The 17,766-nt window shown below is 41.3% G+C and carries 12 protein-coding genes; 4 read left to right on the top strand and 8 right to left on the bottom strand.

All coding sequences use genetic code 11. The features are described from left to right. Positions 1-154: 154 nt before the first annotated feature. The 3 genes from BM176_RS32290 to BM176_RS28880 all read right to left on the bottom strand — a co-directional run bounded on the left by BM176_RS32290 (position 155) and on the right by BM176_RS28880 (position 3,096). Positions 155-364, bottom strand: coding sequence for a hypothetical protein (locus tag BM176_RS32290; RefSeq protein WP_143097949.1), 210 nt, complete (start codon positions 362-364; stop codon positions 155-157). Between the two features lie 89 nt (positions 365-453). Then, complete coding sequence (locus BM176_RS28885; RefSeq protein ID WP_090107883.1) at positions 454-1,464, bottom strand: polysaccharide deacetylase family protein; 1,011 nt, start codon at positions 1,462-1,464, stop codon at positions 454-456. 81 nt (positions 1,465-1,545) lie between these two features. Continuing rightward, on the bottom strand, positions 1,546-3,096 hold the full coding sequence (locus BM176_RS28880; protein ID WP_090107882.1) for a glycoside hydrolase family 28 protein: 1,551 nt from the start codon (positions 3,094-3,096) through the stop codon (positions 1,546-1,548). Positions 3,097-3,345: 249 nt separating this feature from the next. On the opposite strand from BM176_RS28880, the gene BM176_RS28875 reads away from it, so the two are divergent. Both BM176_RS28875 and BM176_RS28870 read left to right on the top strand, forming a co-directional pair. Then, the gene (locus tag BM176_RS28875; protein ID WP_090107881.1) at positions 3,346-4,560 is read left to right on the top strand and encodes an exonuclease SbcCD subunit D C-terminal domain-containing protein; all 1,215 of its coding nucleotides are present in this window, start codon (positions 3,346-3,348) and stop codon (positions 4,558-4,560) included. Continuing rightward, positions 4,560-8,231: an SbcC/MukB-like Walker B domain-containing protein gene (locus BM176_RS28870; RefSeq protein WP_090107880.1), complete on the top strand. Its 3,672-nt coding sequence runs from the start codon at positions 4,560-4,562 to the stop codon at positions 8,229-8,231. Before BM176_RS28875 ends, BM176_RS28870 begins: the two co-directional genes overlap by 1 nt. Before the next feature lie 85 nt (positions 8,232-8,316). Here BM176_RS28870 and BM176_RS28865 read toward each other — a convergent pair whose 3' ends face one another. Both BM176_RS28865 and BM176_RS28860 read right to left on the bottom strand, forming a co-directional pair. Beyond that, positions 8,317-8,712, bottom strand: coding sequence for a hypothetical protein (locus BM176_RS28865; protein ID WP_090107879.1), 396 nt, complete (start codon positions 8,710-8,712; stop codon positions 8,317-8,319). 28 nt (positions 8,713-8,740) lie between these two features. After that, positions 8,741-8,974, bottom strand: coding sequence for a hypothetical protein (locus BM176_RS28860; protein ID WP_090107878.1), 234 nt, complete (start codon positions 8,972-8,974; stop codon positions 8,741-8,743). A gap of 228 nt (positions 8,975-9,202) precedes the next feature. On the opposite strand from BM176_RS28860, the gene BM176_RS28855 reads away from it, so the two are divergent. Both BM176_RS28855 and BM176_RS28850 read left to right on the top strand, forming a co-directional pair. After that, a complete protein-coding gene (locus tag BM176_RS28855; protein ID WP_090107877.1) occupies positions 9,203-10,624 on the top strand; it encodes an alpha-L-fucosidase in 1,422 nt (473 codons plus the stop codon). Between the two features lie 4 nt (positions 10,625-10,628). After that, positions 10,629-12,848, top strand: a complete 2,220-nt coding sequence (locus tag BM176_RS28850) for an alpha-N-acetylglucosaminidase (protein ID WP_090107876.1) — start codon at positions 10,629-10,631, stop codon at positions 12,846-12,848. Positions 12,849-12,923: 75 nt separating this feature from the next. Here the strand turns inward: BM176_RS28850 and BM176_RS28845 are convergent, their stop codons facing one another. From BM176_RS28845 to BM176_RS28835, 3 genes are all read right to left on the bottom strand, one after another. Continuing rightward, positions 12,924-16,124, bottom strand: coding sequence for a GH92 family glycosyl hydrolase (locus tag BM176_RS28845; protein WP_090107875.1), 3,201 nt, complete (start codon positions 16,122-16,124; stop codon positions 12,924-12,926). A gap of 71 nt (positions 16,125-16,195) precedes the next feature. Continuing rightward, positions 16,196-16,711 (bottom strand): GNAT family N-acetyltransferase, encoded by a 516-nt coding sequence (locus BM176_RS28840; protein WP_177230576.1) that lies wholly within the window; start codon positions 16,709-16,711, stop codon positions 16,196-16,198. Between the two features lie 10 nt (positions 16,712-16,721). Beyond that, a complete protein-coding gene (locus tag BM176_RS28835) occupies positions 16,722-17,744 on the bottom strand; it encodes a lysylphosphatidylglycerol synthase transmembrane domain-containing protein (protein ID WP_090107873.1) in 1,023 nt (340 codons plus the stop codon). Positions 17,745-17,766: the final 22 nt, after the last annotated feature.

The raw sequence follows: 17,766 nt of genomic DNA, 5'->3' as shown, positions 1-17,766 counted from the left end.
GTACAGGGATAAATATTGGAGTTTTTCTCCTAATTATGGTATTTAAGTATAGTGATAATATAATAAATTTTCTTTCTAAGCGTATGGGACTTTTTTAAAACTTTATTTCATGGTATAGGGAAAAATACGGCATTTCTGTTCTAATTATATTTTGTTACACAACTCTTATAAGTGATAGTTGGTTACCGGTAATTTTACCAGTCTCTGCCATATCCTTCCCATAAACAATGTCATTGATTGCATTCCTGGAATTGTATTGTTTAGGTTTTTCGGTAGTCATAGTAGGATGTTTGTAGGGCAAAGAACCATCTAAATTGACATTAATAAAATGAGGATCATCAACAGTATCATTGATTCTAATCAACGATGCACTCTTTTTGTAATCATTTCAGCCAGGATGGCCATGGGGAGGTATATTGACACATTTTATATTAACATGGTAAAAATACTGGCTTATCTCGTAATTATATTTTTGCCGCGTAATTCCTGCAGATGATTATATAGAAAAATTCCTTTTACTGCCGCATCAATGGAAATAGCGGGGCGCTCGCAATTAAAGCGATGTAATATAAAGGGGGAAATATCCTTCTTGTGATTCGCCGTTCCTAGTATAATATCCAATTCGGAAGTGTTCAATAATGTTTCAAAAAAAGTCCGGCTTACCCCGGCATCTGAATGCGGAAATGCAAAAGCACGATAAGAAAGATTGAAACGCGTTGTTAAAAAGTCAACAGATTCCCGGGTTTGCGCAAGCTGTTCTTCAAGTGTAAGCTGGGTATAATATGGATGATCCACACTATGCCCCCCAATGGCAAATCCCTGTTTTACCAATGCTCCTACTTCATCCAGTGTCATAAATGGACGCTGCTCCCACAGGTAATCCTCAAAAGATAATCCCAGTATTATTCCCGCTTTTTCTGCCAGGTGTTGATTGTTATAGGAAATACTACGCATTGCAGCCACTAATTCATTGACAGGGGCGCCCATTGTTTCTGCCAGCTTATTAAGTGTAGCTTCGCTATGATTGCCCGTCATAAGCGATTCTATGATCAGGCTTATCTTAAACTTATAAAAAAGGTTCTTGTTATCAAGGAATGCACTATTCAGAAAGAATGCCGCCGGAACTCCTTTCTTTATCAGAAGCGGAGCAATATTTTCTGTTACTTCCCGTAATCCATCATCAAATGTAAGCAGGAAAGATCTCTCTGGTAAAGGTTGTCCGGCTTTCAGGCATGTAATCACATCCTGTAAAGTAACAGGAATAAAGTGTTTAAGCAGATAATCCAGATCCTGCTCAAATGCACGTGTACCTTTAAATGGATAGAGATGTTTGATATGAGGAACTTCTTTATCACTTACAAGATGATGGTATGGCAGTAATAATGCTCCCGTATGTTTGTTTCGCAACATCTTCATAGGTAACAGCCGAACAGCACCATAAAAAGCATTCTTGGCAAGACTCATAATCAAAGAATAAGAATCTTATAAAGATAAGGAAATCTGTGAGTTAGCAAAAGAATTTATGGAAGATCAAATACCCTCTTTCTAATGCCTCCAGTTGCTGCTCTCCCAATTCAATGGTTTCCGCGGAATTGTATTTTTAAACTGAATACTATCTGACAGTTCTCCCGTAATATTTGTTATCAGATTATTGCCGGGAAACTTAAACTGCACCTGCCGGAAAACAAGATCCCTGGTATCTACCATTATCAACACACTATCTTCACTATGGATAACAGCATTACTAACACGCATAATTTTAGCATCCCTGCTGATCATTATATTCTTACAATGTACTTCTGCATTTTCCACACTGAAACCTGTCATGGGCGATTCAGGAATACCATCTACCCTGATAAAAGTCCTCGCCTTTTCTACAATAATATCTTTAGCGGTAATGTTCCTGTAAAGAGGTGTAAGCCTGTTGATCTCCCTTGCCGGCAACCGGTCTGCCAGTTCCCCTACATACATTCTGCTACCTAACATATCCCACCTGAAAGCATCCTCTGTCAGGTTCATCCGGATCCTTTCGTAGTAAAGGTTTTCCCCTCCTCCTCCCCTTGGCCGCCTCGTTTTAAAACGCAATCCCACGCCAGTATTATTAAACACTACATCATGCACATACAGATTGCGGATCATGCCAGCCGTTTCACTTCCTACTGTAATACCTCCATGCCCTTCGCGCGCCAGGCAATAGCGCACAACTACATTCTCCGTTGGTTTATTGACCCGCAGTCCGTCTTCCCCACGACCAGCCTTCATCGTAAAACAATCATCCCCACAGCTCAGCGTACAATATTCAATCAATACATTCCTGCTGGATTCGATATCAATTCCGTCTCCCCTTGGAATTCCCACTGAATTAACCGTTACTCCACGTATAATCACACCATCACAATATTCCGGAACAATATTCCAATAAGGGGTATTTTCAAGACTGATACCTTCTATAAAAACATTCTTGCAATTAATGGGCGCAATAAACATCGGCAGAAAAATGTCTACTCCATTGTCACCAGCATATACCCTTTCTGCAACAGGTTTATCATACGGGATCATCTTTTCAATCACATCATCCCGCATCACCCGTTTCCTGATAGGACAATCTGCCGGCGGCCCTACTAATTTCCCCTTCCCTGTAATGGCAATATTCTCCTGCCCATTGGCATAGATACAAGCCCCGAGAGACATCATCTCTATTCCCTCATTACGAGTAAATACTGCGGGCTGGTAATCTGCCACCTCTCCGCTGAACCATAACTCAGCACCGTCTTCCAGATGCAGGTTTACATTGGACTTTAAACTGATCCGCCCAGTAGGCCACTTTCCTGCCGGAACGTTTACGATACCTCCACCACGCCTGTTCACATCATCAATAGCAGTCTGTATGTTTGCTCCACGGGCTACTTCGACCGTCAATGCAGGGAATACCGGCCTCTTAAATGCGGGTACCTTAAATGGCGCTTTAACAGGCATTATCTCCCGGGGCATCCGGGTGGGGCCTACTTCGCTGACAACTGGAATATGGATCTTGGGTTGTGCTTTAATGGTTGCACTCATAAATAGCAGTGCAATGATCAAACGTGGATTTTTCATCGGGTGGAAATTAAGAAAAAAAGAGAATAATTTTATTAAAGTGCCGGATGAATGAATTTTTATATCGCAGCAATGGAAGTGCTGAAGAAAGGAAACCTCTGATCATCCGTTAATTGCAAGTTAAAAAGCAATTATAATTGATGTTCCCACTTTTTTTATCATATTGCATTCGAAGAACGCAACTGGAAGTAAAATTGATTGTCAATCAGGTGAATCCTTTACTTCTATGCTTCCACATAACCGAATCAGATGAAAATATTACATACTGCAGACTGGCACCTGGGCAAGAGGCTTGAGCAATATGAGCGCACCGAAGAGCATCAGGATTACCTCGACTGGCTCATTACAACTCTCGAAGAGCAATGTATCGATGTACTCATCATTGCAGGAGATATCTTTGATAGTGGCAGTCCTTCAAATACAGCACTGGAACAATACTACAGTTTTCTGCGCAAGGTAAAGGATACCTGCTGCCGGGAAGTTATCATTATAGGAGGAAACCATGACTCCATCAGTACTCTGAATGCTCCTAAAGTACTGCTGAAATACTTTAACGTACACATCGTTGGTGGTGTTCCGGACGATTTCACAGAACAAATCATCCCCATCAGCAATGCCAAAGGAGAAATAGAACTGGTAGTCTGCGCAGTGCCATTCCTGCGGGATAAAGACATCCGCCTTTCCATAGCCGGAGAAACAAGTGATGAAAGAGAAGCGCGTATCAAACAGGGAATCTACGACCATTACAACCAATTCATTTCACATATAGAAGAATATAAAAAAGCCGGTATCCCGGTTTTAGCCACAGGCCACCTGTTTGCTGCAGGTTCCAGTACATCCGACAGTGAAAAGGAGATCCATGTGGGTAATCTTGGGCAGGTATCAGGAGATCTCTTCCCCCGTGAATTTGACTACATCGCCCTCGGCCATATTCACCGTCCGCAAATGGTGAATAAACTGTCGCATATCCGTTACTCCGGCTCCCCTATCCCACTCAGCTTTTCAGAATCTGACAATAAAAAACAGGTGATCATCCTCGAATTTGTAAAAGGGGAACTGAAAACAATACAGGAATACGAAGTACCTGGTACCCGGAAGCTGATCAGGTTGAAAGGCGACCTCGATACCATCAAAACAAAACTGGAAAAACTTAAAGATCCTAAATACACTTACCCTGCATGGATAGAGATACAACTGGAAACAGATGCATTTGTTCATGATCTGGAAGAACAATTAAGCGGGTTGAAGAAAGACTTCATGGAACTGTTCTTTATCCGGCAGATAAAAAAACGTCCGGCAGAAACCCTCGAACTCCATACTGATGAGGCAATGGAACTGGCAGATCTTACACCCAAAGAAGTATTTCTGAAGAGATGTGAGGCGGAATATGGAGAGGCTGATTATAGTGAACTGATAAGAACCTATGAAGAGGTATTGGAGATAATGACACAAAAGGAAGACTGATGAAGATATTAAGTGTAAAGTTTCAGAATCTGAATTCACTGAAAGGTGTACATGAGATCCGTTTTGATGCTCCTCCTTTTACAGAAATAGGACTATTTGCAATCACTGGTCCTACGGGTGCCGGTAAAACAACTATTCTCGATGCCATCACGGTTGCACTATACGGCAAAGTCCACCGCCATGATAATGATGTGGAAGAAATTATGTCCCGCCATACTGCTGAATGTTATTCAGAAGTAGAGTTTGAGACTAATGATAAAGCCTACCGCGCTAAATGGTCACTTAAACGCAGTCGTGGTAAAGTAGATGGCAGGATCCAGACGGAAAAAATGGAACTGGCAGAAGTGGAAACCGGTAAGTTGCTTGGCGGACATACCACCGGCTCGATTAAACAAGAGATTAAAGACCTTTGCGGATTGGATTACAATCAATTCATCCGCTCCGTGATATTATGCCAGGGCGACTTTACCATGTTCCTGAAAGCAAGCGATAATGAACGCAGCGAGTTACTGGAAAAGGTAACAGATACAGGAATCTATTCGAAGATCTCCATGTTTGTATTCGAGAAGCAGAAGGAAGAGAATACCAAACTTGAACTGCTTCGCCTGCAACTGGAAGGAGTTGATCTGTTATCAGAAGAAGAAAAAGAGAACTATAATAAAAGTCTGGAAGAACAAAGAAAGAATGAGCAGGATTTAAAAATAGAACAAATATCTCTTACTGATAAAATTAACTGGTTGCGAGCTATCGCAAAATTAGAAAGAGATAAAATCCGGTTGAATACAGAATTATCAGAAAAGAAAAAATTACATGAAAATCATCAACCAGATTTCGAACGTCTTCGTCAACACCAGAAAACTATTACTTTCAAACCAGCCCTGGTCGAAATTGATGGTGTATCCTTACAAGTACAGGGAACAGGCATTGCCTTAACAGAACAGCAGCAACTGCTCCCTGAATATCAGGACACAGTAAAAACTGCTAAACAGAAACTGGAAGCAGCAGATCTCGCAATCCAGGTCGCTGATAAACAACTAACAGATACAGAACCGGTACTTGAAAAAGTATTGACACTGGATACAAATATCAGGCATACAACACAGCAGGCTGGGAAATATTATAATCAGTACCTGCAATCAGTCAATACAATAAAGGAATTCAATATTGACAAAGAAATAAAAGAAAAGAACCTTCAGCAAATGCAACAGCGTATGGATGCGCTGGAAACATGGCTGCAACAACATGCAGAGGATGCAACACTCGGACAACAACTGGTTGTATTAAAACAATATGATAAAGATCTCCGGGAAGCATTCAATGCTATTGAGAACGCGAATAAAGATCAGGCAGATTATAAGGAACGGCAACAAAAAGGTTATGTACTGATTAAAGCAATAGAAGAAAATATTCAGCAGTTCCAGAAAGAGATTGAAGAGAAAGAGAAAGCGATACTTCAATTAAATATTAAACTAGCGGCAAGATCCACAGACAAGCAACTGGAAGACCTGGAAACAGAATCCGGCAAACTGCCTGCCGAGATCAATAGACTTGAAAATCAATTCAGGCTTGCAGGAAGCTTTAAAACCAATAAAGAGCAACAGGCCGTGCTTGAACAAAGCATTACTAGTCTGGAAAATAATTATACAAGTAGCAATACTTCTTTCCAATTGCTTATCTCTCAAAAAAGTGAGGCTGAAACTCAATTAACAAACTATCGCCAGTTAGTTGAATTGGAACAACGGATCCAGAAATATGAAGGCGACAGGCAACAACTGCTGCCTGAACAGCCCTGCCCTCTTTGTGGTTCTGTGCATCATCCTTATGCAGAAGGAAAGTATACCAATAAACTGAGTGAGGCAGAAGAGAGGCGAAATACGCAGGAACGGCATGTTGCTTCATTGGCTGATCAGCATCATAAAAGCAATATTGAACTAAATACGTTACAGGTTAAAATTGAAACACAGAAATCAAACCTTGCAAGATTGCTTGTAATGCTTCAGGAAATTACCCAGGAGTTTGACAATAATAATCAATTGTTGCCGAACCCCTTAGAGATAACAGATGCCTCTGTTACAATGAATACTATAGAGATCAGGAAACAGCATCAGGTGAAATTACAGGGCGACATTATGCAGATCCGGGCCATTAAGCAGCAGATCCGTGAAGTGCAGGATAATATTGCTATTGTGAAACAATCGTTCACTACTGCGCAAGGAACGAAAGCTACATACCAGGAAAGGATTGATGCCCTCTCAGAATCTCTTGAAAAAGTATCGTTTTTGATCAGCCAGTCCAAAACTAAACAGGAAGATCTGATCAAAAATATTACTAATCTCTTGTCCCCTTACCAGATCAATTTTGATTTCAGTCAGATAGAGAGAATAGAAATAACCTTATCCCAACGATGGGAACAGTATGATAAATCTCAGAAAGATCTGCAACAGCTTAAACTGGATCTCGTGAAGGCTGAAACGGCGTTAACAAACGTAACCGCTTCATTAAAAGAGAAATCAATCGAACAGGCAGCACGTGAAAAAGAATCGAAGTTTGAAGAGGAACAACTGAAAAAACTGAAAGCCGAACGTATTACATTATTTGGAGAAAAGGATCCCGGTAATGAAAGAGAACGGCTGAACAAAATACTGAGAGATAGCAGAGACCTAAAGGATCGGATACAACTGGTTGTACAAACCGAACAGCAACGGTTAAATATTACAGAATCTAAGATTCTTCAGTTCAGCAAAGAATTGGAAATGCAAACAGATAAGCTGCAACAGCTTACTGACAAACTAATTATTCTGCTTAAAAAAGAAGGACTCGATTCTATTCCTGCATTGAAAGCGTTATTCCTGGAAGAGAAAGAATCCAGTAGTATAGCAACGCTTCAAAAAGAAATCGAATCGGGCATAACATTATTACATCAACAGCTGCTTAATAATGAGAGTGAGCATCAAAAAGAAACAGCTAAAAACCTCACCAGTGAAAATGAGGCAACGCTGGCACCGCAACTTGAATTTGTAAATACAGCTTTTGCCGGATTAAATCAGGAAATAGGAAGGCTGAAACAGATCCTCGACAAGGATGAAGAATTACGAAAAAGATCAGCTGTTATTGCAGAACAACTGGAAATCCAGAAAAATGAATATAGTCGCTGGCAACAATTATCAAACCTTATCGGTTCTGCTGATGGTAAGAAGTTCCGACGTTTTGCGCAGGGACTTACCCTCGCCCGTTTAACTGATCTGGCAAACCGGCATCTCATGAGGTTCAGTGATCGTTATAAGATCCTGAAAAGCACGGAGAATGATCTTGAACTGATGATCATTGACGGTTATCAGGCAGATGTTATCCGTCCAATGGCAACCCTCTCGGGCGGAGAAAGCTTCCTTGTCAGCCTGGCTTTGGCACTTGGGCTTTCTGATCTGGCTAGTCATAAAGTGCAGATCAATTCTCTTTTTATTGATGAAGGCTTTGGAACGCTTGATTCTGATACATTGGATATTGCTATCTCTGCCCTTGAAAACCTACAGGCAAACGGTAAGACTATCGGCATTATTTCACACGTAGAAGCATTAAAAGAGAGAATAGTTACACAGGTACAATTAAGTAAACAGGCAGGGGGCTGGAGTGATATTAAAATAATTTCAAGGTCTGTACAGGTATTTATGTAAAAGGGCAGCAGTATATTATTTACGTAACGATTAGTATCGCTGTCAATAACACCCATAGCGGGGTTTTGACTGTAGACAATAATATTTACCTTGATTCCATTAAGATATTCAGTTCCCTGATCTGTTCTTTTATTAGGGATAATTGAACCTCCTCTCTTTGTTCTCTTAACGTTTCCTTTACCCGGTTACTGGTATTGGGATCATTCAAAAGTTGATCTATGTCCTGTGTTACTTCCATTCTTTTCTTTCGGGCATTTCTCTTTCTTTTGAAAAAGAAATATTCCCTGTCCATCAGTTTCCACAGAAATTTTACTGCCATAGTAATTGCCGGGGCAGACGCCACCATCCATGATTTATAAGAATAATTCTCTGGTAGATTTTGTGCAAGTAATATCAGTAGAGTACCTCCACCTGCACCAACTATATCAGAACTATTATTACGCGCAATAATAGCTGATTGACTTTTAGATTTAGCCACCATCACGGTTAACAAACTTTAGTAAAAATCTTTATTTCTTTTCCAGGAGAACTGACAGAAAACGAATTACCTGTTCACCATCTTTTTTGTTGAAATCTACTTCAACGAGTTCTCCTTTTGAATCTCTGATAGAATATTTTCCAGGTCCACTAGAATTAATATCATCAGGATCATTAGCATCAAATTGCACGAAAAATGAAATTATTGGATACAGGAAAGCAATACCTGCAATAATTGCAATAATGGTTGTAGCTGTTGAGGACATATACTTTTCTTGTTTTGGCAAACTAATTTATATCTTTTTTCTTGAATAAACATATTCTTACCTGCTTTTTTTTATTAACACCTTCCAAAAAAAAACAAATCAGTTATTAAGTTTTTTCTTTAAGAGTCCCTGCTCTACCGTTAAACAAACACAAGGATCAGGTAAAATATGCTTAGCTTATCAGCAATAATACCTTGATCTTACAAAACTAAACAGGTCATAATATATATGAGGAAAACATTAGCCATTTGCTCGGTACTTTTATCATTGCAATTACCGGTAAAATTTGTGGCTGCACAAGCCAAAGAAGGTGTGCATGAAATGTCAACCGGTTACCAGGCGCCCAAAGATCCACTGGTGATCAGAAAACTAGATAAATGGCAGGATCAGAAGTTCGGTCTGTTCATGCACTGGGGTACATACACCATATGGAATGAAGTAGAAAGCTGGAGCATCTGCCCGGTGGACTGGGTAGTACGCAAAGGTCCTTACAGCGCAGATTATTACACTTACAAAAAAGAATATGAGAAGCTGCAATATTCCTTTAACCCGGTAGATTTTAATCCGGAGAAATGGGCAGCAGCAGCTAAGGCTGCCGGGATGCATTACATGGTATTCACAACAAAACACCATGATGGCTTCTGTATGTTTGATACCAAACAAACCGATTATAAGATCACCAGCCCTAATACACCGTTTTCTTCCAATCCAAGAAGCAATGTTGCGAAAGAGATCTTTGGTGCTTTCCGTAAAGACAGCTTCATGATAGGTGCATACTTTTCAAAACCCGATTGGCACAGTGAATATTTCTGGTGGTCTTATTATCCGCCGAAAGATGAAAATATAAACTACGAACTCAAAAAGTTCCCCGAACGCTGGCAGAAATTCAACGACTATACATACAATCAGATAGAAGAACTGATGACCGATTACGGTTCCGTAGATATCCTCTGGCTGGATGGCGGCTGGGTAAGACCTGATGGCAAACAAAGCCTTGATATGCCTAAAATTGTGGGCATGGCCCGTACCCATCAGCCAGGTCTGATTGTGGTGGACAGAACAGTACCGGGAGAGTTTGAGAACTATACCACACCAGAACAATCCATCCCCGAAAAACCGCTGCCTTATCCATGGGAAACCTGTATGACCATGGGTGATTCCTGGAGTTACAGTTCACGTGATCAGTATAAATCTTCTCTTAAACTCCTAACCATACTCGTGAAGATCGTTTCAAGAGGCGGGAACCTGCTACTGAACATCGGACCAAGTGATAAGGGAGACTGGGCACCCGATGCCTACAAACGCCTGGCAGATATTGGTGAATGGATGAAGATCAATGAAGAAGGTATTCACGGTTCTGTTCCGGTTGCTCCTTATTCCGACAGGAATATCTATTTTACAAAGGCAAAAAGTCTGCCTGTTGTGTATGCTTATTTCCTGTCTGACAGTGATGCTGTAACTCTACCGGCCGAAGTTTCATTTCCTGTGCAGGATGTGAAAAAGATCCGTACAGTATCTTTGTTAGGTACAAAGGAAAAACTCAAATGGACATTCAGTAATGGTCAGTTGCTGATTAAAGTGCCGCAGAAATTACAGCAAAAAAGTGGTCTGAAATACATCGCTACTTTTAAGATTAACACAGAAGCCTAGAGATATGCAACTATCATTTCATAGAATCTTTTTTACTGGTAGCATACTGTTGACGTTTATTACAGGAACTGTCACTGCTGCTAACATACCAGATAAAAAAGCAATAAGTGACCTCGTCAAAAGGGTATTGAAGGAACATGCCGTTCATTTTGAAACGGGTTTCATTCCGCAGGAAAACGGGAAAGATGTATTTGAACTGGAAAGTAAAGGAGGAATTATACTGCTGAAAGGAAGTAATGGGATCAGCATAGCCAGTGCGCTCAACTACTACCTCCAGAACTATGCGCATTGCGATATCAGCTGGAATGGAACCAATATGAACCTTCCCAATCCATTGCCGGTAGTTAAAACAAAAGTTCATAAGGCAACTCCTTATCAATACCGTTACTATCTCAACTATTGCACATTCAACTACACCATGAGCTGGTGGAGCTGGGACCGCTGGCAATGGGAAATCGACTGGATGGCATTGAACGGGGTGAATATGCCTCTGGCACTGACCGGACAAAATTCCATATGGGACAGGGTATACAAAGGAATGGGGTTTACAGACAAAGATCTTAGCAGCTTTTTCAGCGGCCCCAGTTATTTTAACTGGTTCTGGATGGGAAACCTGGATGGATGGGGCGGTCCGCTTCCACAAAGCTTTATGAGAGATCATGAGGCTTTACAGAAAAAGATCCTGGAAAGAGAAAGATCATTGGGAATGACACCTGTACTGCCTGCTTTTACAGGGCATGTACCTCCAGCATTCAAAGACAAGTTTCCGAATGCAAAGGTGAAAAGAACAAACTGGGATGCTGGATTTGACGACGTTTATATCCTGGATCCGGGCGACTCTATGTTTTCTTTGATCGGTAAAAGATTTATGGAAGAAGAGATCAGAACCTTCGGTACAGATCATTACTATTCTTCCGATACCTTCAATGAAAATCTGCCTCCTACCAACGATTCCACTTATCTGCATAACATTAGTAGAAAGATCTATCAGTCAATGACTGCAGCTGATACAGCGGCTGTTTGGGTAATGCAGGGCTGGATGTTCCACTACCAGAAAGATTTTTGGCATCCCGCGCAGATCAAAGCACTCATGACAGCAGCTCCGGATGATAAAATGATTGTACTGGATCTGTACAGTGAAAACTTCCCTGTATGGAACAGAACAGATGCTTACTTTGGCAAACAATGGATCTGGTGTATGCTCCTGAACTTTGGTGGCAACATCGGCATGTATGGAAGAATAAACAATGTGGCAAATGATCCTGCAAATGCATTACATGATCCTGCTGCCCGTAATATGGTAGGAATCGGATTAACGCCGGAAGGTATTGAACAGAACCCTGTGATGTACGCATTGATGATGGAAAATGTATGGAGAGATCAACCTATTGACCTGGACCAATGGTTGAAAGCATATGCTCTGCGTCGTTATGGCAAGCAGAATACGGACGCTGATAAAGCATGGGATGTATTGAGAAAAACAGCTTACAACGGCGGCTTAACAGAAGGCAGTCCTGAAAGTATACTTACCGGACGTCCTACATTTAATACTTCTTCGAACCGGACTAAAACAATGCTTAATTATCCTCCGGGTGAAATGGTTCCCGCCTGGGATTTACTTGTAAAAGCATCGGATGATCTGAAAGGCAGTGATGGCTTCCGGTATGATCTGGTAGATGTAACGCGACAGATCCTGGCCAACTATGCAGACTCCCTCCAACAGCAGGTTGCAAAGGCGTACAAAAACAATGATAGCATTGCCTTCAAAAAGTATAGTACCGCATTCCTGGTATTACTGGATGATATGGACAAATTGTTGGCTACCCGTAAAGACTTCCTGTTAGGTAAATGGCTGAGTGATGCTAAAAGCTGGGGAACTACCCCGGGTGAAAAAGCATTATATGAACGTAATGCCCGTAACCTTATCACGCTTTGGGGGGATAAAAACAGTGAACTGCACGAATATTCGAGCAGACAATGGGCTGGTTTACTGAAAAGCTTTTATAAAGCCCGCTGGGAACAGTATTTCACTTACGTGAAGAGTTGCATGCGTCAGCACAAAGCTATCGATGATAAATACTTTGATGACCAAATGAAAGATTGGGAATGGAAATGGGTAAATGCACATGAGTTATATCCATCTGCCGTTCAGGGAAATTCAGTGGCTGTTGCTAAAGAGATCTATGGGAAATATACAGCGGTAATCCGTCAAACATATAAATAAATAGAGGGCCGGCTAAAATCGATCATCTACCTGGACGGGAGAATCTTTTTTAGCCGGCCCTATTAATGATATTAGTTACATTATCCTGGCCCCGGGTATCTTCACGCTTTTTACCTGATCTTTATGTACATTCTTCATCATCATTACTTTCACTTCATCCTCTGATAATGGTGCAGCGAATACTTTCATATTATCTATCAATCCATTAAAGATCCTTGCAGATGGGAATTCTTCATTTCTGCCAAAAGTCCATTTATTGATGCCGGATAAATTCACATTATTTTCCAGCTTAGTTGCACCTTTAAGTTGTCCGTCAATGTATAATTTCAGGCTATCGCCATAACATACTCCTGCTATATGATGCCAGTGGTCTTTCCAGTTTTCAGGCAACGCTACGGTACAATCTCCTCTTCCCCATCCACCGGCAAAGAACGTCAGTGTTTTACTGTTTTCCGTCTGTAACACATGGCTGTCTCCTTTGGTGAACATATCTACTAATCCGCCCGTCTCTTTTTCATCACTTTGAGGAAACACCCAGGCCATCATAGTAAGCGTGTTACCCATTACATCAAGACTGGAAGAATTAGGTACTTCCACAAAACAGTTCTTCCCAAACTGAAGTTGGTCTCCAACGATAGTCGCTGCACCTATAACCTTTCCGTTATTGGCAAACCCGGACGAGTCCAGCATTAAGGATTTACTTAGTGAAAGATCCAACAGTAATGATTCTGCTGCTGCATTGTACACCTTAAACCCTTTATAAATGTTGTTTACATTCACGGTTTGCCATCCAGCCTGGTTTACTATAAATGAAATAAACACACCTGTCTGTTCTCCGGGTTCCAATGTTAGTCTTACTACACGGTTGATTTTCCCATTCACTATTACAGGAATATTATAAGTCTGGACAATGCCCCCTGTATTCTTAACAGTAAAAGATATCTTTTGAGTTTCTCCGCTTTTAATAAGGGATTGAAATGCGAGATTTATTATATCCGGCTCTTTGGAAAAAGGATGATCAGGATGAATAACGGAGATGGTCACATCTTTTAACCCATTCACTGAAATGTTTGCATCACCTATTTTATACAATCGACAGAGAATAGAATCTGTTATTGAGGAATGCTCATTTACAAGACAATTTTTACCAGCTATTATTTGCCCGTTTGCTGATAATTTCATCTGCATGGTGCCAATGCTTCCGTTATTCCGTAATGTGAATTTCACCCAGAACGGTTCATCCGGTTCTACTCCGGCCTTTGAAACGGAACAATCCAATATGTTGAAATCAGGAAGTTTATCATTGTTGGTATTTGTTTCAGGCCAGTTTGAAGGCGCTCCCATGTCAAACAGCATATCTCCTCCTTTCATGATTATGGCATGTGGTAACAGGAGACGATTAAAAGGCGCATTATTTACCATCAGTGATTTGATATAGTGCCCTTTACCTTTACGCCTGATTTCAAAATGTTTTCCGTTCGGCAGGTTGATGCGTAATGACTGAAATAGAGGAACACCTATAGAATATTCAGGGGAACCCGGACATGCGGGGTAAATACCCATAGCACTCAGCACATACCAGCTGGAAGTGGATCCCAGATCATCGTTACCGGGAAGTCCGCCAGGGCTCGCATTAAAGCGCGTACGCATTATGTTATCAACCCATTTCTGGGTTTTATGAGGCTCATTGGCTGCATTAAAAAGATAGGGAACATGAAACACCGTTTCATTGTCAAAAATGATCTGTCTGTCAGTAAATGCAGCATATAGCCTGTTTGTAAATGCATTTTTTCCTCCCATCAGATTTACCAGATCCTGTTGATGCTGTGGTACAAAATAAGAATAGACCCATTTATCCCCTTCCTTATAACCGGAGTTGCCGGGCTCCAGTTTGAATTCCTGACCTTGCCGTGGCAACATAAACATATCATCCGGATGGAACAGGTTCCTGTAATTATAACTGCGATTCATGAAAAGGTCATAATCATCCTTTTTGTGCATCACTAATCCTGCGAACTGTGCCAGTGCCCAGTCGTCATATGCATATTCAACTGTGCGTGTAACGGATTCCGGATAAGAAAAAGGAATATATCCCTGCTGATGATAGATCTCCATATCTGATTGCAGATATGGAGTATCAGCAATACTTTTCTTCATAGCTGCATAAGCCAGGGTACTATCAATACCCGGCACTCCTTTCAGGTAGGAATCAACAATGATAGGGATTGAATGATTCCCGGTCATCGATTCTATAGGAAGATGTCCGGTTTGTTTAAACACATCCAGAATGGATAATACCATTTCTGATTGTCTTTCCCGGTACAACAGTGATAAAAGAGGATGCAGGGAACGGAAGGTGTCCCAGGGCGAAAAACCACCATATTCCTCTCTTCCGCTTACAGTATGTACTTCCCTGTCTGCTCCGCGGTAATGGCCATCTACATCAGAAATGATCCATGGCATTAACAGGGCATGATATAAAGCTGTATAAAAGATAGTTTTATTCGTTTTACTTGAATCCGTGATCTCGACTACAGACAAAGCCTTTGTCCATTTCTCCAGGGTATACTCCCTTATCTGGTCAAAGGCATCATTTAATTCGACCGCTATATTCCGCTCTGCACTTTCTTTGTCAACGGTGGAAGCACTCAAGCTGAGCAGGATCACCTTTGCACCATAAGTAGCAGGGGCAAACGTCAATAGGTATCCATTTTCTACTCTTTGCTTACTGACATAAGATTCATTATAATGAGTAGCCGCATTGAATGTTCCGCTATCACTGATAAAAAGCTGTGGAATTACTTTAGCCGGGAACGTAAAACGAAACATACCAGCCCGCTCAGTTACAGTGGCTTCTACTAAAGTATTATTATCCTTGAAAAGCACACTGTAATACCCGGGAGTAGCTTTTTCATCCTTATGAAAGAATCTCCTTTTTATAGAATTCTCACTGAATATAAACCTGGTATCAACAGGCATGACCAGGAACCTCCCGGCAGAACCGTTGGGAAAACCGCTGTAATGGCCAACGCAGCTAAAAAAAGAAATGGTGGTGTCGCTGAAATCATATCCGCTGTTCCTCGTTTCCGGCGTAAGCTGTATAAAACCGGAAGGAGCCACTGCGCCCGGATAAGTTCCTCCCTCACTTCCCCATTTGGTAAGAACCGCGCTTTTGCCCGTACCTATAAATGGATCAACATAAGATGCAGGATCTTGTGCTTTTGCAAACAGTGAGTTTACAATAAAGAATAGGATTATTAATGCCTTGATGTTCACATTGATAGAATTGTCCGCTCTAAAAGTAAAAAGAATTCAATCCACAATGTGAGGTTTTTTTGAAGATGGGGTTAAGTGGTGAGATTATATAGATCCAGTTTATAAAGCCAGTATCTTTTGCCAAAGATAGGGTCCAGTTCCCTTACCATTTTAAAACCGGCATTTTCATATAGTGCCTTGGCAGATTCCATGAATTCACTTGTATGTAATGCAATCCGGGATTCCCTTAATGCTATTGCCTCACTGATACATTCCAGTACCAGCTTCTTAGCTATACCACGCCCTCTGTACTCCGGATCTACACCCAGTTTCCTTATGTAAGACCAGTCTTTCATGAAAATGTCCGTAGGATTGCCGCGTGGAACCAGTGAAATTGCTCCAACAATCTTATTGTCTATCTCACATATGTAAGTGAAGGATTTAAGCATCAGCTCACGAAGACTTTTAAGATCTTCCATATTGTCTAACATCTTCGCCCAGTTGTCCGGCGACAGGACATCAGCGAACTGACCATATGCTTTCACATGCAATGCTCTAATCTGATCAATGTCTTCAATGTCTGCCTTACGGTAATTCAATTTATTCATAGGAAATGTATCAGATTTTTCCATTCGGCTCTGGCACCGGGTTCTTATTATAAATAGGTAACGCTATCAGGCTGCCAAATCCAAGGATAACCACAAGTAATGTCTGTGCACTCCATACAATCCAGCCAAATGCGTAACCTGTTGTGTAAGCTACTCCATAAAGCAACAACGTTTCCTGTACAATCAATTGATAAGCACCTATTCCGCCCTGTGTAACAATCATCCCTACACTGCCAAATGCCAGTACAGACAGGGCTGCTTTCAGGCCCAGGTTGCGGGTTTCTTCCATACACATGAATCCCAGGTACATCATCGTAAAGTACAATGCCCAAATCAGGATGGAATAAAAAATGAACCAGCCTTTCTTTTCCATCTTTCCGATAGATAAGAACCCGGTCCATACCCCTCTGGCCATATTTTTGATGGCCAGACCTACTTTTGAGCGGGAAAGTATACGAATCCCTAAAAAGATCAATACTATTATGACAACTGCTACAGCCAAAATAATCCAGCCATTAATCCCCCCAACTTTATCTGCTTTTCCCTGAACAGGCTTCACTACATGCTCAATAAAGAAAGCACTTACAAGATCTATCTGGACTACTACGGTACCAATCATGATCAGAATCAGCAGTAACAGATCAACCGCCCGCTCTGCGATCATGGTGCCTACCAGTTTATCAACGGGTACTTTTTCGTATCTGGCTACAATGCCGCAGCGGGTAACTTCTCCCAGGCGCGGTATTGCGAGGTTCACAAGGTAACCAACCATTACAGCAAAAAATGTATTGAGGGTGGTGGGTTTATAACCTAGCGGAGCCATAAGCAGTTTCCATCTTACAGCGCGATACCAGTGACTGGCAACACCCACCAGTATAACAGGAATGATTAACCAATAGTTCGCACGTTTGAATGCCATTACGATATCCTGCTTTTCCTTTTCAGTCAGGTTGTGCGTAACCAGCCATATTAATCCCAGCCCTATGGCCAAAAAGCATATGAACTTAATAATTGTCTTAAGCATTTTGGGCATAGTCGTCTGTTTAAACGGGGTT

Source organism: Chitinophaga sp. CF118, from assembly GCF_900112615.1.
Classification (GTDB): domain Bacteria; phylum Bacteroidota; class Bacteroidia; order Chitinophagales; family Chitinophagaceae; genus Chitinophaga.
This window is presented reverse-complemented; position numbering and strand designations above follow the sequence as displayed.

Excerpts from the sequence above, each read along its gene's own strand:
- BM176_RS28885 (WP_090107883.1), bottom strand. The coding sequence starts at position 1,464 with ATGAGTCTTGCCAAGAATGCTTTTTATGGTGCTGTTCGGCTGTTACCT.
- BM176_RS28880 (WP_090107882.1), bottom strand. The coding sequence starts at position 3,096 with ATGAAAAATCCACGTTTGATCATTGCACTGCTATTTATGAGTGCAACC.
- BM176_RS28875 (WP_090107881.1), top strand. The coding sequence starts at position 3,346 with ATGAAAATATTACATACTGCAGACTGGCACCTGGGCAAGAGGCTTGAG.
- BM176_RS28870 (WP_090107880.1), top strand. The coding sequence starts at position 4,560 with ATGAAGATATTAAGTGTAAAGTTTCAGAATCTGAATTCACTGAAAGGT.
- BM176_RS28865 (WP_090107879.1), bottom strand. The coding sequence starts at position 8,712 with ATGGTGGCTAAATCTAAAAGTCAATCAGCTATTATTGCGCGTAATAAT.
- BM176_RS28860 (WP_090107878.1), bottom strand. The coding sequence starts at position 8,974 with ATGTCCTCAACAGCTACAACCATTATTGCAATTATTGCAGGTATTGCT.
- BM176_RS28855 (WP_090107877.1), top strand. The coding sequence starts at position 9,203 with ATGAGGAAAACATTAGCCATTTGCTCGGTACTTTTATCATTGCAATTA.
- BM176_RS28850 (WP_090107876.1), top strand. The coding sequence starts at position 10,629 with ATGCAACTATCATTTCATAGAATCTTTTTTACTGGTAGCATACTGTTG.
- BM176_RS28840 (WP_177230576.1), bottom strand. The coding sequence starts at position 16,711 with ATGAATAAATTGAATTACCGTAAGGCAGACATTGAAGACATTGATCAG.
- BM176_RS28835 (WP_090107873.1), bottom strand. The coding sequence starts at position 17,744 with ATGCCCAAAATGCTTAAGACAATTATTAAGTTCATATGCTTTTTGGCC.